This is a genomic window from Emticicia fluvialis, from assembly GCF_024793945.1.
In the GTDB taxonomy this organism is placed as follows: domain Bacteria; phylum Bacteroidota; class Bacteroidia; order Cytophagales; family Spirosomataceae; genus Emticicia; species Emticicia fluvialis.
The window spans coordinates 146,805-166,556 of sequence record NZ_JANUSD010000008.1; the positions used below are offsets into that span (position 1 = coordinate 146,805).

Consider the following 19,752-nt stretch of genomic DNA (forward strand, 5'->3'; position numbering starts at 1 on the left):
AACTCCCCCTCAATCCTCCAATATATTCCCTACAAAGGTATTTTTAAAGAAAAAGGCGGTGAGTAGAAATACTACTGCCCAGTTGAGATAGATGTAGTAAAAGTCCTCAACGTCGCGGTAGATGCTGTCTTTGATTTTTACTTTTTCAAGTCGGTTAATCTGTGCAAAAATATTCTGTAGCGTCTGGTTGTCGGTGGCTGTAAAAAACTGTCCGTTACCCTGCCGGGCAATTTTCTTAAGGGTGCTTTCATCTACTTTTACATTCTGGCTGTCTTTTCCCACCAGAATGGTGTACACCTTTATACCGAACGATTTGGCTAAATCAGCAGCCGTAAGCGGGTCTAACGTTCCTGCGGTATTATCGCCGTCACTTAATATGATGGCTACTTTACTGCTGCCCGGCACTTCGCGCAGGCGGTTGATACAGGTAGCCAGAGCGCTGCCAATGGCTGTACCCGAGGTTTTTATCATGTTACTGTTTATCTCATCCAGATACTCGTTCAGCATATCGTAGTCGGTCGTGAGCGGACAGATGGAGTAAGAATCGGCAGCAAAAATAACCAGCCCGATACGGTCCTGAAAACGGCCTTTAACAAACTCCCGGGCCACATTTTTGGCGGCATCGAGGCGGTTTGGGCTCAGGTCTTTTTCAAGCATAGACTCTGATATATCCATCGCCAGCATAATATCAATACCTTCTGAAAACTGTTCTTTGCTTTCTCGTACACGTTGCGGACGCGCCAGTGATAACAAAACAAAGGCAATGCCCAGGACAAAAAAAAGTGGCGGCAGGAACCGTAAATAACTAATTAAGCTGGGTTTTAGCTGAGGGTTGCTCAACGATAAACCAAGTTTCTGTTGGCCGCGGTTGTAAAACAGCCAGCGCAACAAAAACAAAAACGGGATGCCCGCAATGCAATACAGATACACCCGCTCAGCCCATACGAACGAACGCAGGGTTTCCCATTTAAGCCAGTCTATCGAGAACCAATCCCACATTTGTAATTAGTGAATAACTATTGAGTGAATGAGTGATTTAGTGAATGAGTGATTATAAGGATTGCTTGTAATAATCTACTGCTTTTCTTACGCTGCCGTGTTGTAGTACCAATGCGTGAGCCTCTTCATGAGGGATTTTCAGCTCTTGCATAACCATTCGGGTGGCACGTTCAATCAGTTTCAGGTTGGTAAGTTGCATATCTACCATTTTGTTGCCACGTACCCTGCCTAACTGAATCATTACTGCCGTTGAAATCATGTTCAGCACAAGCTTCTGTGCCGTGCCTGCTTTCATACGCGTACTGCCTGTTACAAATTCAGGGCCTACTACGGCTTCAACCGGATATTCTGCCTCGGCTGCTACGGCGCTTCCGGCATTGCAAACCACACAGCCTGTCAGGATACCGTGCTGGCGGGCAGTTTTTAAGCCACCTACTACATACGGCGTTCTACCTGATGCTGCAATGCCAATGAGAGTATCTTTATCGTTTATTTTATATTTCGCCAGGTCTATCCATGCCTGTTCAATATCATCTTCGGCATTTTCAACGGCTTTTCTGATAGCCTTGTCTCCACCGGCCATAATTCCTACCACCATGCCGTGCGGCACCCCGAAAGTAGGGGGGCACTCAGAGGCATCTACAATACCCAAACGGCCGCTCGTTCCGGCGCCGATGTAGAAAATCCTGCCCCCGGTTTTCATGCGTGGTACTATCTGGCTAACCAATGCTTCTATCTGCGGAATGCACTTTTCTACGGCATCGGGTACCGTTTTATCTTCTTTATTAATATTGATGAGCAGTTCATGCACCGACATCTTTTCAAGATTATCGTAATGCGAACTCGATTCTGTTGCCAGTTTTTCTAAGCCAAGAGACATATTCTGCTATTCGTAGTGTTTTTAAAAGTTTTAATTTAGATGCGCCAGAGCTTATAAAACAGCAATGCACCTATTTATTCCAATATATTATCAGGTTCTTACTCGCTCTCCCTGCGGCAATAATATCCAAACGGCCGTCGCCGTCCATATCCGCACACTGCATGTCCTCGCAGGCCATTGTGTTGTCGTCAATAATGTGTTCAGTCCATTGGGTAAAAGTGGCATCAGGTATATAGAATTGAATACCTACCTTTTTATCCTTATTTGGTTCACGCCAGCCTACGGCTATTTGCGGCCTGCCCAGGTTCAGGAAATCGGCCAGTGCCAGTGCATGCCCCTGATTCAGGTTTTCGGTCAGCACTTGAGGCTCACGGTTATCGCCTACCCAAACCAGCTTATTGCCATGCATGGGCTGAACGGTTGCAAAATAGCCATTTTTGTTTACTTCTGCATATTTCAGTTCACCAATCATCATGTTTTTGTGTTCTTTACCCGCTTTCTCCCATTTGTTGGTGTACTGATAGGTGCGAAGCCCTTCCTTGCCTCCGATGGTAAGGTATGTGGTGGTATTCTCTTCTGTCACTTCAAAATTATGGGTCAGGTGCATGGTTGAATCAATCAAATTGCGCTTCCATTCCGACTTTACATTCTTTGGTACTTCATAAGCCCATATTTTCACACCGGCACCTTCGCCATTGCGGTTACCCAGGCCGTGCAGGGGTGCCACCACCAGTTGATATTTGTTTTTGGCCTTTACTCATTTCATACGGTGAATCGTTACCTCATGAGGCAGTTCTACCGCTTCCCATTTTTGTGTAGGGTCAGCAGGACGAATCAGATAATGCACCGAACCTGATTTTATGGGGTCGTTCGTCTCGGCCGGATTCCAGTTGGCGCCAACTGCTACTTCTACTTTGCCATCACCGTCTATGTCTCGCGCGGCTATGCATACATTATCTCGGGCTGTCAGGTTTTCAATCATCACAAAGCGTTTCCAGTCGCCGTTTCTATACCATACAAACTGTTTCTGGTCAGCCAATAATATATCGGGTCGTTTGTCGCCGTCTACATCACCTATGGCCAGTCCATAACCGATACTTACCTGATTATCGATAATTTGAGGTATAAAATTTGGGGCTTGCGCAAAACATAACTGTATTGAAAGCACACAGAAAAGGAGAGTTTTCATAGGTTGAAGGAGAATCAGTAAAACATACTACAAAGTTTACAATAAAATTAATTGATTGCGATTCAACCGATAATAAACTTTGTGCCAGGCAGCGATAAGATGGGATATAAACAGCAGAAAGCCCTCTTGGATGTAGAGGACTTTCTGATTGCGTAGATAGTTATTTCATTAATTCAGCATAATGCTTATAAAACAAAGGAATAGTTTCTATGCCCTTGTAGAAGTTGACTAAACCATAATGCTCATTAGGCGAATGCAGCGCGTCAGAGTCAAGCCCGAAGCCAAACAAGATAGATTTTAATCCCAGTTCTTTTTCGAACAGAGAAACAATCGGTATGCTGCCTCCGCCACGGGTAGGCACAGGTTTTTTGCCAAAGGCTTCTTCCATAGCCAGCATGGCTGCTTTATATCCGGCCGATTCGGTAGGGGTAACATAAGGTTGCCCTCCGTGGTGGCGGGTAACTGTTACCTTTACAGTAGGCGGTGCAATGCCTCTGAAATGTGCATCGAACAATTCGGCTATTTCTTCCCAGTCCTGGTCAGGCACTAAACGCATTGATATTTTGGCAAACGCCTTTGATGGTAAAACCGTTTTTGAGCCTTCGCCAGTATAACCTCCCCAGATACCGTTTACATCCAGTGTCGGGCGGATAGACGCACGCTCACGAGTGGTGTAACCCTTTTCGCCGGTTACTTCGTCAATATCAAGGTCAGCTTTATATTCTTCCAGACTGAACGGAGCGGCTTCCAGGGCGTCGCGTTCATCGGGTGTCAATTCAACTACTTTATCATAAAAACCCTTAACTGTTATTTTGCCGTCGGCGTCATGCATAGAGGCAATCATCTGGCACAATACATTTACAGGGTTTGCCACAGCGCCACCATAAACACCCGAATGCAAATCACGGTTAGGGCCGGTTACTGAGACTTCCATGTAGGTTAATCCGCGTAAACCTGTTTCAACTGATGGTATATCATTAGCGATGATAGAAGTATCTGAAATCAGAATCACATCAGCCTTTAGTTTCTCTTTGTTCTCTTTTACAAAATTACCCAGGTTTTCAGACCCCACCTCTTCTTCTCCTTCAAACATAATCTTTACATTGCACGGCAGATGCCCTTCGGCCAGCATCATTTCAATGGCTTTTACGTGCATGTAAATCTGTCCTTTGTCATCGCATGATCCGCGGGCAAAAATAGCCCCTTCAGGGTGAATCTTTGTTTGTTTGATGGTAGGTTCAAACGGTGGCGAATCCCACAGTTCATAAGGGTCAGCAGGTTGCACATCGTAGTGTCCGTAAACCAGAATAGTGGGTAGAGAGGCATCCACTATTTTTTCGGCATATACTACCGGGTGCCCGGCTGTGGGGCATATCTCGGCTTTATCAAGGCCTGCCTGCTGTAACTTTTCTTTGATGTATTCGGCTGCACGAATCATGTCAGGTTGAAATTTAGAATCGGCACTGACAGACGGAATCCTCAGGAAATCAAACAACTCGTTCAGAAAACGGTCTTTGTTCTGGTTGATGTAAGTACTCATAATATTTTGTTGAAGCGCCCTTGCAAGGCGAGGCAGATAATTATTTGCATGGTAACAGAAAGCAAAAAGCCTGCTGTCTTTTACACAAAGTAAAAGAATTGCCGCAGAGAATACAAGGAATTTGGCTAACCGCTTTTATTTCTTAGTGCCGAACTTATTTTCGGTTCCGTTCATTAAGCGCTGAATGTTGTGGCGATGAGTAAAGGCCAGAACCACAAATAAAACACAGCCAAAAGCCAGATAGTAGGGGTCTTTATCAGGGTTTATTCCCCACACATTAAAGGCTATCTGTATCGGAAAGAACAGCGCACTCAGAATGGAGCCTAAAGAAACGTATCTGGTAGTAAAAACAATAAGCAGAAAAACTGCCAGGCAGATGATAACTGTGTAAGGAAACGAAGCAGCAATAACACCCAGTGCCGTGGCTACTCCTTTGCCGCCTCTGAATTGGGCAAACACCGGGAACAGGTGGCCGGCCACTGCTGAAATACCCATGAGCAGAAAGAGATATTTATTAGCATCAGGAAAAAGCAGATGGGCTGCTTCTACTGCCAGAAAACCTTTGAGAAAATCGATGAGCAGTACGATTATGCCTGCTTTGCGGCCGAAGGTGCGTAAAGAGTTAGTTGCCCCGGCATTACCACTGCCATGTTGACGGACGTCAACGCCATGAAAAATTTTTCCGTACCAAACAGCAGTAGGAATAGATCCCAGCAAATAGGCTAAAACAACGCCCATTACAATCATAAATTTTCTTTAGTTTTGATATTGATTTGCAAAGCTATATAAATATTGTGAGATTTAAAGATTTAAAAATTCATTAAAATCTATAAAATACTTATATTCAATATTTTATGAGTATAAATTTTTTCAATAAAATTGTATATTTCGCTTAAACAGTATTCGCGCATACTAACTTTCCTGTTCATGCTTTCAAGCCTCCTGTATTCAGCATAAATAGCCCTTGCAATAGATTAACAAAATGTTTTTTTTCGTCAGTCAGTAAATTTTTTTTACTGAGGCGGTGTTGTCTTTTTAAAATCACTGTTTTAATCTGGCAATAAAGCCGGGTTGTGTGGCCATTCTTTGGGGTAACTTCCACAACATCGTATGAGTATTAATCTATTATCACCTGCTTTTCGGGACGAGGCAAAAAAAACTGTTTTACTGGCTTTGCCTATCATTGTGGCCCAACTGGGTTCTATTCTGATGGGCGTAACCGATAATATCATGGTAGGCCACTATCTGGGTAAAATCGGTCTGGGTGTGGCAGGTATAGCCAATTCAATAGCTTTTCTTATATCGTCTATCGGTGTGGGTGGGTTGGCTGTTGTGGCGCCGCTTATCTCAAAAGCAAAAGCAGAGCAGAATGCCGCAGAGGTAAACCGGTTATTTCGGGCAGCCCTTTGGGCGGCCGGATGGTTCGGTCTTTTTATGTGTATCGTTGGTTTTTTGTGCATTACTTTCTTTGAAGTATTTCAGCAATCGGCCGAAATCAATGAAAAATCGCCCGCTTTTATGGGCATCATTCTGATTTCTAATATATTCACGTTTTTGTTTATTGCTTCCAAACAATTATCAGACGGACTTTCAAAAACCAAAGTTGCCATGATGATTACCATCATAGGGCTGGTTGTCAATTTTGTATTAAATGTACTTTTAATCAATGGGTATCTGGGTTTGCCTAAAATGGGGCTTAACGGAGCGGCAGTTTCTACACTTCTGACAAAGGCTCTGATGTTTATGGTGATGCTACTGTATTTATACAGGGCAAGCGCTTTTAAAGATTACCTGAAAAGCATTTATAACCCGCTGCCGGTTGCCGATTTGGTGAAGCTGATTTTTAAGATTGGCGTACCCAGTGGTTTGCAGTTTTTCTTTGAGATTGCGGCCTTTTCGTTGGCAGTGGTGATGATGGGCTGGTTGGGCGAAACCCAGTTGGCTGCGCACCAGATTGCCATTAATATAGCCTCAACCACATACATGATGGCCTCTGGGTTGGGTGTAGCCGGGGCTATCAGGGTAGGCGAGGGCAGGGGGCTGAGGAGCATCAGAAAGATAAAGATGTCTGGCAATGTGGCTTTGCTGCTGGTGGGTACTTTCATGACCATCATGATGTTGCTTATTATTGTGCTGAACCGTTTTCTGGTAGAATTGTATATATCAGATGCCGAAGTAATTGTGCTGGCCGGTAAGTTAATGCTCATAGCAGCCGTATTTCAGTTATCTGACGGCATACAGGTAGTGGCACTGGGTATTCTGCGTGGCATTGCCGATGTAAATATTCCTACCTGGATTACCATGTTTGCCTATTGGGTTGTAGCTTTGCCACTAGGCTATTTTCTGGGTTTTAACCTCAAGCAAGATGCCGTCGGTATCTGGATTGGCCTCTTTGCCGGCTTAACCATTTCGGCCGGATTGCTCACTACAAGGTTCTATTATATGGTGGGCAAGCTGAAAAAGACTGAACATTATCAATTGGAATTACAAGATGCTTAAAAGTCACGAGTTGCTCAGGTCATATTATAACGAAAATCTGATTGAAGCAGGGCTTGACGAGGCCGGAAGGGGCTGTCTGGCCGGCCCGGTGGTGGCTGCCGCCGTTATTTTACCCAAAGATTATAAACATAACTGGCTGAATGACTCCAAACAATTAACCAAAACCCAGAGAAACAGCCTGCGTGTAGAAATAATGAAAGAGGCTGTTGCTTATCAGATAGCGGAGGCATCTGAAAAAGAAATTGATAAAATAAATATTCTGAAAGCCAGTTTTCTGGCCATGCACCGGGCGGTTGATGCCTTGGCTACCAGACCTGAACACCTGCTGATTGACGGTAATCGGTTTGTGCCTTATCCGCTTATTCCGCACACCTGCATTATTAAGGGAGATTCCAGGTTTTTATCCATAGCTGCCGCCTCAATTCTGGCCAAAACCTATCGCGACGACCTGATGGAAAAACTAAGCGCCGAGTATCCGCATTATAACTGGCATATCAATGCCGGGTATCCTACCACCCATCACCGGAACGCCATTCTGCAGCATGGGCTGTCGCCTTACCACCGGCTTACATTCAGGGGCGTAAAACAATAAAACCCCTGTAAAGTTGCCTCTACAAGGGTTTTACTTATAAAATCAGCGCTTAGAAAGAAAGAGTTTTCAGATAAGCGGCATCGTTTTTCATACTTTCAATGGGGCTAACCGGATATTGCTCCTGCTCAACCAGATAATATCTGATACCGGCATCTTTAGCGGCACGAATCAATTGTTTGTAGTCAATAATACCTTTTTCCAAATCGGTTTGTTTGGGTCTTGGGTCTTTGGTTTCCAATTGTTTAATATGGCAAAGTTCATAGCGTTTGCCGTATTCTTTCAAGTGCGCAAGCGTATCTTCCCCAGAGGCTTCAATCCAGCACATATCTAATTCAAAACATACTAAAGACGGGTCGGTATTCTCTAACAAAATACGTTGGCCTTTTACCCCGTTGGCATTCTGAAACGAATACGAGTGATTGTGGTAGCCGTAACGCAAACCATATTTTTTGCAGGTTTCGCCATGCTGGGTAAAGGTTTCTGCTTTCTTTTTCCAGGCGTCTGCCGAGGGTTGCATCCCAATACCCGGGCAAATTACATAGCTTAAACCGGCTTCGGCACATTTGGCTATCATTTCCTCGTTGGTTTCCTGCAGCCCCAGGTGCGTACTCACCATTTTTACGCCTATATCAGACAAAAACGCCTTGGCATCTTTGGGCGACATTCCCCATAGCGGGTCTTGTGAATAGCTCTCAAAATATTTATAGCCCATATCGGCCAATTGTTTCATATAACCTCTTGGGTCTTTAGGCAGCACATCGCGTATACTATAAAGCTGGCAACCAAATTGTTTAAGGGTTTCTTTGGCATCTACTCTGTTTGCTATAAGTGCCATAGCAACCAAAGAAGCAGATTGCTGCAGGAATTTTCTGCGGTTAATATTCATAGTTTTGAAAGAAGGTTTGATTTTTTAATAACACTTGGCAATTTAGCTGATTTTACAAAACCTTTAAGATTAAGATTATGATTTTTTTTGTGAAAACGCTAGAGTAAACCGCTTTTGCTCATAAAAAAAGGCACAAGCAGCAATTTGCCTGTGCCTATAAATATAAAGTGCCTGAAATCTTAGCTTTCAAAGATATTGCCCAGCCCGCCCAGAATTGAGCCGCTTTCTTTATTGGCATTGCCACCATAAGGCGACAGGCGCTGAATCAGCTTAGAAATCGGTAAAGATTGTATCCAGACCTTCCCTGTACCGCGAAGCGTTGCCAGGAAAAGACCCTCACCACCAAAAATCATTGATTTAAGGCTGCCCGAACGCTCAATGTCAAACTGTAGCTGAGGCTCAAAGCCAACCACACAACCCGTATCAATACGAAGGGTTTCATTATTTAACTGCCGCTCAATTACCACACCACCCGAGTGGATAAAGGCCATGCCGTCGCCCTGTATTTTTTCAAGAATAAAGCCTTCGCCCCCAAAGAAACCCGAGCCCAGGCGTTGATTAAAATGTATTGAAATACTAGTGCCCTTAGCTGCACACAAGAATGCGTCTTTTTGAACAATAAGCGTGTTGCCCATAATATTGGCCAGGTCAACAGCCTTGATAGTGCCCGGATACGGAGCGGCAAATGCCACTTTGCGCTTCATGTTTGAAGTTGTATTGGTAAAGTGGGTCATAAAAACAGACTCTCCCATTAACACCCTTGAGCCAGCCTGAAGCAATTTGCCGAAAATGCTTTGCTGAGGTTGCGAGCCGTCGCCCATTTTAGTTTCAAACTGTATGCCGTCTTCCATAAAAAGCATTGAACCGGCTTCTGCTATAACGGTTTCGTAAGGGTCCAGTTCTATTTCTACAATCTGGATATCTTCGCCAAATATTTTGTAATCAATTTCGTGAGAACGCATGTCTTTAATGGATTAAAATGATGAGGCGAATATATAGGTTTAAGAATAAAAACTTCAAAAAAAACTACATAAATGGGCAAGCGCCACATTGGAGTGGTTGTTTTTTTATATTGTTTTTTTCCAACCAATTGCCGGTATTCAGTATCATAGTAGAAAAACATTTTATAGACAGCAACAAAACGGCAGTTTTCAACGCAAACGGAAGGCTTAACGCTGGTGCAAATTAAATTTACAGGTTTTATGAAAAAGTTAATGGTAATTATGCTGGTTGCATTGGCAACCGCGTGCTCAAAAGAGACGGCAGAGCCTCAGGCCAATTTAGGTGGCAAAATTGAAATGTCTTACGCGCAGGCAGTAATGCTGCAGGAAGGCGTATCTGTAAAGGTTACAAAAATAGAAGACAGCCGCTGCCCCAAAAATGTGGTATGTGTTTGGGCAGGTATGGTAAAGGTTTATTTCAGTGTTACTGAAAACAACGTTACCAAAGATGCCTCGGTAGAGTTATACGCCGACAACTCAAAAACCCCCAGAACAACTGTTATATTAAATGGAACAACTTATGCAATTGAAGTAACTGAGGTTTCTCCGTATCCGTCAACGCCAGACCCTATCAGTCTTGAAAATTACCGAATCGTCTTTACAATTAAAAAGGTGTAAAAACAATTAAAGCCGGCTACCTAGCCGGCTTTAATTGTTTAATCAGGCCTGAGGTTCAGGTGATGGCGGGGTCTGGCTACCGGTATTTCTGGCAAAAAAATCCTGCAGAAATTTCTCAATACCCGGAAAATGTTCTTTCAGTGCTTCGGCTCCTTCGGTTTTCAGTTTCTCGAAATACTCAGGCGCTTTGTCAATGGCGCCTTCGGCCTCATCCTTTAGTTTACCGGCTTTGTCTTTCAGGTTTTCAAGGGCCTTTTCGCCCTCTTCGGTTTGTAAATATTTGTGTAATGCTACCCCTGCAACTGCTCCGAGTACAAAAGTGGCCAGATGTTTTGCGTTAATCATGGTCTTAATATATGCTTTAGTTTAAAATCATACTTTATTATAAAACGAAATTATCTGATAAAAGTGTCTGAAACTTGGTCAGATAATCTATATTTTTGTCTAAGCTAATAATGTTCTATTGATGACTGATAACTTGATTGATACCTACGCCAGAATACTATTTGATTACCATTTTCTTAAACAAACAATTAAAAAGGCCGACTGCATTTTTGTTTTAGGTAGCCATGACCCCTCAGTGGCCGACTACGCCTCTCAACTTTACCACAACGGCATGGCTCCATTTATTATTTTTTCGGGTGGGGTTGTGAGGCCGGCCGGCGAATTACGAAACACAGTGCCCAAAACAGAGGCCGAGGCTTTCTTTGACATTGCAGTTAAAAAAGGAGTGCCACCCCATGCCATTATTCTGGAAAATGAGGCTACAAACACAGGCGAGAACTTTATATTTACCAAGAAACTAATACAGGCTCAGCAGCTTAACTTCGGCAGCTTTATTCTGGTGCAGAAGCCGTATATGATCAGGCGAACCTACGCAACCGCTATGGTTCAGTTTAAAGAGTTTGATTTTGTGGTTTCTGCTATTGCTGATTCGTATGACACCTACCTGAGCCGTTGCGCACAAAACGGTATCAGCAAAGCAAGGGTAATCAGCAACATGACCGGAGACCTGCAACGGTTGAAAATTTACCCCGAAAGAGGGTTTCTGATACCCACGGATATTCCTGAAGAGGTATGGAATGCCTATGAAAGACTAATTGAAGCAGGCTATGAAGGGCGCATGGCAAGCTGAATTTTTTCCGCCCAATAAAATAATCGGCAAAAAAATCCATGTTTTTATTTTAAACCAGAATTTCAGAATTAATATTGTCCTGTTGACAGCATAACAAGCGTGCAGGCTTCTAAAGGCTCTATATTGTTTTTTGCAAGTAGGTCTTCAAATTCTGTATTTTCGGTTCCTGGGTTAAATATTACTCTTTTGGGTTTCAGACCCACAATGTAATCGTAATATTCAGGCTGGTGTTTCGGGCTTACATACATAGTTACGGTATCAATGCCATCCAGGTTTGGTTTGCTTGTCTGTATTTCTTTATTACCGATATTCCCTGTATCTCTACCTATCAGTTCAATTTCATGACCGTGATTCAGCAATCTGTTGGCTGCCAGGAATGCATATCGGGCGGGGTCGGTTGATGCACCAATGATTAATGTTTTTTTTGACATTGTCTTAATCTGTTATAGTTAAATAACATTACCCAAAGCCGGTTTTGTTCCTTAAAAATACATTAAGCAAGCCCATAAGAACAATTTACCGAATGAAATGCTGTTTAATATGCGAGGATAATCCTGTCTGATGTGGTGTACTACCTATTTTGCTGGCATAACTTTTTTGCATTGATTGAATATAGTTAAGATTAAATTTTTTTGTGATGAACCGAGGACTGAATAGCGAAAAAAATGCCCTGTGGGCAGAACGATGGACCCCCGTTGTAATAAATGTAGAAGGTGTTGAGAACCCTCCCCGTTATGAGGTCTCAAATTTTGGCAGGCTGCGCAGCCTGCAGAGTGACGTGAAAGGAACAATTATCAAAGGCTCGGTTATACAGGGCTACAGGTCTCTGAATGTGAGGCTGCCTAAAGGAAAAACGTTTAACCGTTATATCCACAAGCTTGTTGCCGAAACCTTTGTAAAAAGAGAAAGCCCCGACCATAAGTTTGTAATACACCTGGACTTCGATAAGATGAACAACCATTTTGAAAACCTGAAATGGGTAACCAAAGATGAAATGGTTGAGCATAACCGTGAGAATCCCGCAGTGAAAAACAAACCTGTACCCAGAAATACCAAAAATTATAAACTGACAGAGACGAAAGTTCGCATGATAAAAAAGATGTTGCAGAATGAAAATACACGCCTGAAAATGATAGCCAAGCAGTTTGGTATTACTCACACACAATTGAACCGCATACGCTCAGGAGAAAACTGGGGGCATTTAAAATTAGACGAATAATTGCACCTCTATTAATGCCCTGTGCAAATGGGCAGCTAACCCAAAAAGGCCTCCAAAGAATGCAGCTTTGTTAAACTGCCACAATGCTTAAGGTATATGCAGTGCTTTTAGTATGGTATTGGTAATTTCAACTCGGTCGGCGCCAAAAGATGGTAGTTTCTTATCTATGGGTTTATACACTCTGGTAACAAAAAAATAGGTGTTGCTTTTGGCTTCTATGTAGCCAATAAACCAGCCTATATCGGTAGGTGGGAAATTAGACCATCCGGTTTTTGCACGTAGCAGGTATTCCGGAGTTTGCTCTCGAATCATTATTTTCTTTACGATGTCAAACGTCCTTTTAGAGAAAGGTAGTTTTTCTTCATGAAGTTTTACTAAAAATTCAAGCTGGTTCTTGGGCGAAATCAGCATGCTTGAGCCCAGCCAGAAGGTTGTAAGCCCCCCACTTATATCTTGGTTTCCGTAATTACAGGCTTTCAGATATTTCCGGTATTTGTCTTCGCCTATTCGTCGGGCAAGCTCCTGATAAAACCAGACCGTTGAGTTCTTGTAGGCAATCTTCAGGTCATGGTCGGCATTCCATGCACTTTGCGACCGCTCCTGCCCGTCCCATTTAATTATTTCATTTTCATCTTTAATGGCTCCGGTTTCCAGGGCTATCAGAGAATTTAGTATTTTAAAAGTTGAGGCTGGCGAAGTTGCTTTTAAAAACTCTCCCTTATCACTTACAAGATATTCTTTCTTTTGGTAGTTGTACATAAAAAAACCACCTTCAAGGTCTTTTTCTTTAAAATAAGAGCTGAAATCCTGAACTTTCTGCGCAGAAATATCAAATAATACGCCAAGAGAAAAAATAAAAGCAAGTAGTTTTTTCATTCTAAAGAAGCGCGGGTTAATTTTGGAATGGTTTCTAACAAAAATACGCAAAAGAGACAAGAAATATAGATGGGATGATTCAATTTCTGAAGATATTTTTATTCTTTTTTGTGAGAAACAACCCAAATAAGCTGATTGTGGAAAAGACTTAAAGGCCGCTTAAATATGAATCTGAAAGTACTGTGTTTCGGGATAACCCGCGATATAATCGGGCAGTTTGAGTATAAGGTCTCATTGCCTGCCAATGCCACTGTGGCCGACCTCAAAAATCACTTGGCCGTACAGTTTCCGGCTTTTGGCAAATTGAAATCGTTACGTATTGCACTGAACGAAACGTATGCCGAAGACCCCATGCTATTAAAGGAAAACGATGAAATAGTGCTGATTCCCCCGGTTAGTGGCGGGTAATTGTGGCGTTAATAAATTTAAAAAATGATTGACATTCAACTATTGCATACAGCGCTATCTGAACAGGTCTGCCTCGACTTTGTGAAAACAGCCGATGCCGGGGGTATTGTAACTTTCGTGGGTACAGTACGAAACGCCACCCACGGCAAAGCAGTAGTGCGGCTTGATTTTGAAGCCTATGAGCCTATGGCGATATCAGAAATGAAGAAAATTGCTGATGCTGCCCTGGTAGCATTTTCATTAAAGAAAATTGCTATTCATCATAGGGTGGGTACGCTTTCAATAGGAGAAGTACCCGTGGTAATTGCAGTGTCGGCTGCTCACAGGAAGGCCGCTTTCGACGCCTGCGAATATGTAATTGATACCCTGAAGGAAACCGTACCCATCTGGAAAAAAGAAATATTTGAAGATGGTGAGGTATGGGTATCTGCCACACCCTGATAGCACTTCTGCTACCGGGCTTCCAGCTTAAAATCTCTTTTGCCTCCTGTTTTCTCAATCAAACGGGTTTCTTTTATGATAATATTATGAGAGAACGCCTTACACATATCATAAATAGTGAGTGCTGCTACGCTGGCGCCTGTAAGCGCTTCCATTTCTACACCGGTTTTACCTGTCAGTGAGGCAGTGCATTCTATTACTATTTCTTTCTGCGCATTAACGCTAATACTTACCTGGCAGTTTTCCAACCCCAGCGGATGGCAAAGAGGTATCAGCTCTCCTGTACGTTTGGCAGCCATTACCCCAGCAATAATGGCTGTCTGAAACACCGGCCCTTTTCTGGTGTGTATTTCGTTTTGTTGCAATTGGGCAAGTATCTCATCATCTACCACCACAATGCTGCGTGCTTTTGCCAGCCGTCTGCTGATTTGCTTTTCTCCTACATCTACCATGGTAGGGTTTCCGTTGGCGTCTATATGTGTAAATTCTGACATATTCATTATTGTTTTTTCTGTAAAATACCCAATTCGCTATACCACACCTCTTCGCTTTCCAGCATTCTTCTGATAACCTCTGCAATAAAGTCTTTATTTTCAAAAAAATGATAACCAATTATCTGGTTAATGTCTGCCGGTAGAATCTCCAGTATTTTCTGGCGGTATCGGGCATAAGTATCAAAAGGTACTTCTCTTTTTTTGCGCTTCAGGCAATTATCACAAATGCCACAGCTGGTCTCGGTAAATTCATCAAAATACTCCTGCAAAAACTGCATACGGCAAAGACGTTGTTCCTGAGCAAACTGCACTACGGCTTCTACTTTTTCTATTTCTTTCTTTTTACGTCGTTCAAATTCAACACGGTTAATCGAAAGATAGTCGGCATCCTGCCTTGCCGTCAGAAAAGTAAGTTGCGGGCTGCTTTTCTGTTTCTGGTAATCGGCTATTCCTGCCTGATTCAGGTACGTAAGCATTTTTTCAACTTCACCGGGTTGCGCATAGAAATTCCGGCCTATGGCGCTTTCAGATATAGTGGTGAAGTCGGTAAACAAATGCCCACCATACATACGAAGCAACAATTTAGTAAACCTGTCGTAACTCTCGTTTTTAATCTGAAAATTATATAATTCATGATTATCAACCTTGAAACGGAACTTCGAGGGGCTGAAATACGAGTCGCTTAGCTGAATGAGCCCTTCGTCTTCCAGTTTTTTCAGGGCATGGTGTGTATCGTTGGCCATCAACCCGAAAGTGCCTATGAACTCCTGAAAATCAAAATCATAACTTTCAAAGTTTTCGCCACCCATTGCCAGCCTGAAGTAGTTAGCCAATGCCTGATACGTTCGTTTAAGCGCTTCAATAGGCGGATACTTCTGCTCAATCTGCTTGTAAATATCCTTCAGGTCAGCTTTAAAATATAACAGAATGGCGTAAGACTTCAGCCCGTCACGCCCTGCCCGCCCAGATTCCTGATAATAGGCCTCCAGGTTTTCAGGCAGGTCCAGGTGCACAACCACCCGCACATTGGGTTTGTCTATACCCATGCCAAATGCATTGGTAGCCACAATAACCCTTACCTGATTTTTTATCCAGGCTTCCTGTTTTCTGAAGCGCTCAGCCATTGAAAGCCCGGCATGGTAGTACTCAGACCTGATACGGTTGCTATTCAGCCAGTCCGAAATCTCTTTGGTTCTTCTGCGGCTTCGTACATACACAATAGCGCAGCCCTGTACTTTCATGAGTATCTCAAAGAGTTTTCGTTCTTTGCTTTCTTCGCAAAAAGCCGAGTAAGAAATGTTTGGCCGGGCAAAACTCTGCTGGAAAATCTGAGTATTCTGAAAACCCAGTTTTTGGATAATATCCTGCTTTACATCTTTTGTTGCCGTTGCCGTAAGGGCTATCATAGGCGCCTTGGGCGCAAATTTTCTGAATTCCGGAATTTTAAGATACGGCGGGCGGAAATCGTACCCCCATTGAGAAACACAGTGGGCTTCATCAACCGCCAGTAAGCACACTTTCATACGTTTGGTGCGCTCTTGCATTATCTCCGTCAGTAAGCGCTCGGGCGACACATACAAAAACTTGAAGTCGCCATATACAAAGTTATCCAGAGTATAGTCAATCTCTGTCCGGTGCATGCCTGAGTAAATGGCTGCGGCCTTGATACCGCGTCTTTTCAACTGTTCAACCTGATCTTTCATCAGAGCAATCAGCGGTGTTATAACAATGCAAACACCGTCCATTTGCATGGCAGGTACCTGAAAACAAACAGATTTGCCACCACCTGTAGGCATTATAGCCAGGGTGTCGTTTCCTTGCAGCACAGAATTAATGATGTTTTCCTGTAACGGCCGGAACGAATCATACTGCCAGTATTTCAGTAATATTTCTTTTGATGCTTGCATCGTTCAAAACGCAGTTTCCGTCTAACATGCAAAGATACAGAGTTCGGCCGTTAATATATTAACTCAAGCCCGTGTATAAAAGATGTTTATTTATTTAAACAAGGGTGGAGTAAAACCAAAATGAACAGCCGATAAACTTAACGTACCAGGTATAACGTGTATCAATCATTAAATCTGCCTTTCAGTTTATACAAAATGTGATTTTATGCGTTAGAATTTATACCTTGTATAGAATTTTGTCAGCAACCTAAACCTGGCAGATTACGTAATTTAAAATAGACTTTGAAAAACAGGAATTGATATAAAAATATGAGAAAACTTTACCTTTCCGGCTTACTGGCTTTTACCGTCATGTCAGCGCTGGCTCAAAAGCCAAATAGCCCACGTGATAAAGACCTTGCAAAACCCAACACCGGCAAAATAGAGTTTATGAAGGGCAATATGATAGTGTGCCCCGGCGATTTTGTTGATGCTAACACCTACGTGCCTCCGGCTAAAGATGTTCAAGCCGCCCTGAAAGCAAAAAGCTCAAGAACAACAGCGGCTACTTCAACCACATTTATAGTTACCTATGAAGGGTTTACACCAGAAGCGCAAAAGGCATTTCAGCAGGCGGTAGATATATGGGCATCTATACTTAGTTCGCCGGTGCCTATCCGTGTGCTTGCCATCTGGCATGACATCCAGAGTAACAGTGCCACCAGCACTATTCTGGGGCAGGCAAGCCCGGCCGATTTTACACGCAATTTTCCCGGGCAGCAAAAATCAGGTACCTGGTATCCGATTGCCCTTGCTGAAAAAATTGCAGGAAAAGAACTTAACTCAATTAATGATTATGATATAAGAGCAGAGTTTAACAGTTCTGCTAACTGGTATTTAGGTAGTGGCGCTCCGGCCCGTAATCAGTTCGACTTCACATCCGTTGTATTACATGAGCTGTGTCATGGGCTGGGCTTTACCTCTTCCATGAGTTCAACGGCTACCTCTACAACGGCATCGTGGGGGTATAGCACCGGATACCCGATTATTTTTGACCAGTTTATGGAAAACGGCACCGGCCAGAAATTACTTAATACAACTTTGTTCGCCAATCCTTCTTCTGCATTGCGTCAGCAGTTAATAGGAAACAATCTTTTTTTTAACAGCCCGATGTCTCAGATGAAAGGGGACGAAAAACCCAAGCTTTATGCACCAATTGTGTATGAGCCGGGTTCCAGCGTTTCTCACCTTGACGATAACACTTATACATCGGGTAATGATAATTCCTTAATGACCTCCAGAGCCAGTTTGCGTGAGGTAATTCGTGACCCCGGCCCGCTGGTACGCAATATGTTTGCCGATATGGGCTGGAAGAGCACCTCTCTGGTACACACACCTGTTAAAAGCATTGAAAACTTTGTTTCCAGTGTAAAGATATCGGCTAAAATAACGAGTGACACCACGCTGGTGGCAGGCAGTGCCAAGTTGTATTATTCAGAAGACGATTCCATCAGTAAGGCCAAGGTTCTTGATTTGGTACGTGTAGCCAATACTGACGAATACACTGCCACTATTCCGGTTAGTAAACCCGGTGCGGTTATCAGATATTATCTGGTAGTACAAGACAACTACAAACGCACCAATACTTCTCCGGCGGAAGCGCCATCAAAAGGCTTTTATGGTTTTCAGGTAGGCGCAGCAGATATTTCAGCGCCATTTGTAACGGCTGTTCCGCTTACTTTTGTGCCACCTGCAACAAAGCCGGATGTTTTTCTGAACGCCGAAGACGACTTTGAACACGGTATAGACACCGTGTACGTAGAGTATCTGGTGAATGGGCAGGCTAAACCGGCTGTTGGTTTGAAAAAGTATAATCCGGAAACAGACGACAAGCGCTATTCGCAGGGAAGAAATGATGTATATGCCTATCTGGGCAAAGAACTCTTTGGCAACCTGCAAAAAGGAGACCGCGTTTTGTATAGAATTGTGGCCAGTGATAATTCAAAGAACAAAAACACCACAATTATTCCTTCATACTTTAATACACCCGGCAAAAATGTAACGCTTTCACCTGATTACTTTGAGTTTGTGGTTACAGACCTGAACACGCAAGTGCCGGTGAGAGAATACAGCACCGATTTTAATACCCCTAATGCTGATTTTATCGGAATCGGGGGATGGGATATCCGGCAGCCATCCGGATTTGACGACGGTGGTTTGCACTCGGCGCATCCCTATAAAAACGGTGGAAACGAGTATCTGGAATCAAATACAATGGCATTGTTCTTAAAGCCTATTGAGTTGAAAAATCAGAAAGATTCTGCCAATATTACTTTTGATGAAATTGTTTTGGTTGAGCCTGGTGAAGCCGGCGCCTCATACGGAAGTACCAATTTCTTTGATTATGTGGTGGTAGAAGGCTCTTATGACGGTGGAGCATCTTGGGAGCCCTTTGAAGATGGGTATGATGTGTCTTACAATAGTGAGTGGGTAAAGACTTATAATAATTTTGAGGAAAGTACGTATATAAATCAGGATGGCGAAACAGAAAAAGTTAATGATTCAAAAGGGGTAGGAAAGCAAAGCCTGTTTAGAACCAGAACTATCAAGATGCTTAACAGTGGTACTTTTGTAGCTGGAGAAACCATTTTGTTGCGCTTCAGATTGTTTAGCGACCAGTTGGTTCATGGCTGGGGCTGGGCTATTGATAACCTGAAAATACAGATGAAACCACCCGCCCCGATACTGGCTGTTGAACCCGGTCTTGAAAAAACAATTACACTGGCACCTAATCCATCACCTGACGAAATCCAGATTACAGCCACCCTGCCCAAACCGGGTCGTGTGAAAATGGAAGTAATGGGGGCAAACGGCAAAAAAATGATGGACCGCGAGTACCTCACCGATATTAGTATGTTTTACGAGAAAATAGATGTAAGAAGTTTGAATGCAGGTACCTATCTGGTGCGTTTGCATACAGAAAACGGCATTATTGTAAAAAGATTTGTGGTGAGCCATTAATTATGTTTTAAAGTACTATACCGACGGAGTCTGTTCCTGCATTTGGGACAGACTCCTTTTTGTTCTGA

The 19,752-nt window shown here is 43.1% G+C and carries 21 protein-coding genes; 8 read left to right on the forward strand and 13 right to left on the reverse strand.

The window, feature by feature from the left end; all coding sequences use genetic code 11:
• Positions 1 to 9: 9 nt before the first annotated feature.
• The 6 genes from NZ848_RS11145 to plsY form a co-directional block, all read right to left on the reverse strand.
• Entirely contained in the window at positions 10 to 999 is a 990-nt protein-coding gene (locus NZ848_RS11145) for a VWA domain-containing protein (protein ID WP_259015550.1), read from the reverse strand.
• A gap of 52 nt (positions 1,000 to 1,051) precedes the next feature.
• Positions 1,052 to 1,879 carry an N-acetylmuramic acid 6-phosphate etherase gene (gene murQ / locus NZ848_RS11150; RefSeq protein WP_259015551.1) on the reverse strand — a complete coding sequence of 276 codons (828 nt, stop codon included), beginning with the start codon at positions 1,877 to 1,879 and terminating at the stop codon, positions 1,052 to 1,054.
• Between the two features lie 70 nt (positions 1,880 to 1,949).
• Positions 1,950 to 2,606, reverse strand: coding sequence for an FG-GAP repeat domain-containing protein (locus NZ848_RS21505; protein WP_309600829.1), 657 nt, complete (start codon positions 2,604 to 2,606; stop codon positions 1,950 to 1,952).
• 30 nt (positions 2,607 to 2,636) lie between these two features.
• On the reverse strand, positions 2,637 to 3,068 hold the full coding sequence (locus NZ848_RS21510) for an FG-GAP and VCBS repeat-containing protein (protein WP_309600830.1): 432 nt from the start codon (positions 3,066 to 3,068) through the stop codon (positions 2,637 to 2,639).
• Positions 3,069 to 3,228: 160 nt separating this feature from the next.
• A complete protein-coding gene (locus NZ848_RS11160) occupies positions 3,229 to 4,608 on the reverse strand; it encodes a dipeptidase (protein WP_259015552.1) in 1,380 nt (459 codons plus the stop codon).
• Between the two features lie 135 nt (positions 4,609 to 4,743).
• The gene (gene plsY, locus NZ848_RS11165) at positions 4,744 to 5,346 is read right to left on the reverse strand and encodes a glycerol-3-phosphate 1-O-acyltransferase PlsY (protein ID WP_253532534.1); all 603 of its coding nucleotides are present in this window, start codon (positions 5,344 to 5,346) and stop codon (positions 4,744 to 4,746) included.
• Between the two features lie 372 nt (positions 5,347 to 5,718).
• Here plsY and NZ848_RS11170 point away from each other — a divergent pair, with 372 nt between their 5' ends.
• Complete coding sequence (locus tag NZ848_RS11170) at positions 5,719 to 7,107, forward strand: MATE family efflux transporter (protein ID WP_259015553.1); 1,389 nt, start codon at positions 5,719 to 5,721, stop codon at positions 7,105 to 7,107.
• Between the two features lie 10 nt (positions 7,108 to 7,117).
• Positions 7,118 to 7,699: a ribonuclease HII gene (locus NZ848_RS11175; protein WP_253535499.1), complete on the forward strand. Its 582-nt coding sequence runs from the start codon at positions 7,118 to 7,120 to the stop codon at positions 7,697 to 7,699.
• A 49-nt stretch (positions 7,700 to 7,748) separates the two neighbouring features.
• Here NZ848_RS11175 and NZ848_RS11180 read toward each other — a convergent pair whose 3' ends face one another.
• A complete protein-coding gene (locus NZ848_RS11180; protein ID WP_259015554.1) occupies positions 7,749 to 8,585 on the reverse strand; it encodes a sugar phosphate isomerase/epimerase family protein in 837 nt (278 codons plus the stop codon).
• Positions 8,586 to 8,764: 179 nt separating this feature from the next.
• The gene (locus tag NZ848_RS11185; protein ID WP_101726884.1) at positions 8,765 to 9,547 is read right to left on the reverse strand and encodes a TIGR00266 family protein; all 783 of its coding nucleotides are present in this window, start codon (positions 9,545 to 9,547) and stop codon (positions 8,765 to 8,767) included.
• 240 nt (positions 9,548 to 9,787) lie between these two features.
• Between NZ848_RS11185 and NZ848_RS11190 the strand changes: the two genes are divergently transcribed.
• Entirely contained in the window at positions 9,788 to 10,204 is a 417-nt protein-coding gene (locus NZ848_RS11190; RefSeq protein ID WP_259015555.1) for a hypothetical protein, read from the forward strand.
• Positions 10,205 to 10,246: 42 nt separating this feature from the next.
• Here NZ848_RS11190 and NZ848_RS11195 read toward each other — a convergent pair whose 3' ends face one another.
• On the reverse strand, positions 10,247 to 10,549 hold the full coding sequence (locus NZ848_RS11195; protein WP_253532542.1) for a YtxH domain-containing protein: 303 nt from the start codon (positions 10,547 to 10,549) through the stop codon (positions 10,247 to 10,249).
• A gap of 121 nt (positions 10,550 to 10,670) precedes the next feature.
• Between NZ848_RS11195 and NZ848_RS11200 the strand changes: the two genes are divergently transcribed.
• Positions 10,671 to 11,339 carry a YdcF family protein gene (locus NZ848_RS11200; protein ID WP_259015556.1) on the forward strand — a complete coding sequence of 223 codons (669 nt, stop codon included), beginning with the start codon at positions 10,671 to 10,673 and terminating at the stop codon, positions 11,337 to 11,339.
• Positions 11,340 to 11,407: 68 nt separating this feature from the next.
• Here NZ848_RS11200 and NZ848_RS11205 read toward each other — a convergent pair whose 3' ends face one another.
• A complete protein-coding gene (locus NZ848_RS11205) occupies positions 11,408 to 11,770 on the reverse strand; it encodes a CoA-binding protein (RefSeq protein ID WP_253532546.1) in 363 nt (120 codons plus the stop codon).
• A 206-nt stretch (positions 11,771 to 11,976) separates the two neighbouring features.
• On the opposite strand from NZ848_RS11205, the gene NZ848_RS11210 reads away from it, so the two are divergent.
• Positions 11,977 to 12,558 (forward strand): NUMOD4 domain-containing protein, encoded by a 582-nt coding sequence (locus NZ848_RS11210; protein WP_101726878.1) that lies wholly within the window; start codon positions 11,977 to 11,979, stop codon positions 12,556 to 12,558.
• Between the two features lie 87 nt (positions 12,559 to 12,645).
• Here NZ848_RS11210 and blaOXA read toward each other — a convergent pair whose 3' ends face one another.
• Positions 12,646 to 13,434 carry a class D beta-lactamase gene (blaOXA, locus tag NZ848_RS11215; RefSeq protein ID WP_259015557.1) on the reverse strand — a complete coding sequence of 263 codons (789 nt, stop codon included), beginning with the start codon at positions 13,432 to 13,434 and terminating at the stop codon, positions 12,646 to 12,648.
• Between the two features lie 165 nt (positions 13,435 to 13,599).
• On the opposite strand from blaOXA, the gene moaD reads away from it, so the two are divergent.
• Positions 13,600 to 13,842 (forward strand): molybdopterin converting factor subunit 1, encoded by a 243-nt coding sequence (gene moaD / locus NZ848_RS11220; protein ID WP_259015558.1) that lies wholly within the window; start codon positions 13,600 to 13,602, stop codon positions 13,840 to 13,842.
• A gap of 24 nt (positions 13,843 to 13,866) precedes the next feature.
• On the forward strand, positions 13,867 to 14,283 hold the full coding sequence (locus NZ848_RS11225) for a molybdenum cofactor biosynthesis protein MoaE (RefSeq protein WP_259015559.1): 417 nt from the start codon (positions 13,867 to 13,869) through the stop codon (positions 14,281 to 14,283).
• An 11-nt stretch (positions 14,284 to 14,294) separates the two neighbouring features.
• On the opposite strand, the gene moaC is transcribed toward NZ848_RS11225, so the two are convergent.
• Complete coding sequence (gene moaC, locus NZ848_RS11230) at positions 14,295 to 14,777, reverse strand: cyclic pyranopterin monophosphate synthase MoaC (RefSeq protein WP_259015560.1); 483 nt, start codon at positions 14,775 to 14,777, stop codon at positions 14,295 to 14,297.
• A 5-nt stretch (positions 14,778 to 14,782) separates the two neighbouring features.
• Entirely contained in the window at positions 14,783 to 16,684 is a 1,902-nt protein-coding gene (locus NZ848_RS11235; protein ID WP_259015561.1) for a RecQ family ATP-dependent DNA helicase, read from the reverse strand.
• A gap of 309 nt (positions 16,685 to 16,993) precedes the next feature.
• On the opposite strand from NZ848_RS11235, the gene NZ848_RS11240 reads away from it, so the two are divergent.
• On the forward strand, positions 16,994 to 19,684 hold the full coding sequence (locus NZ848_RS11240; protein WP_259015562.1) for a T9SS type A sorting domain-containing protein: 2,691 nt from the start codon (positions 16,994 to 16,996) through the stop codon (positions 19,682 to 19,684).
• The last annotated feature ends 68 nt before the right edge of the window (positions 19,685 to 19,752 follow it).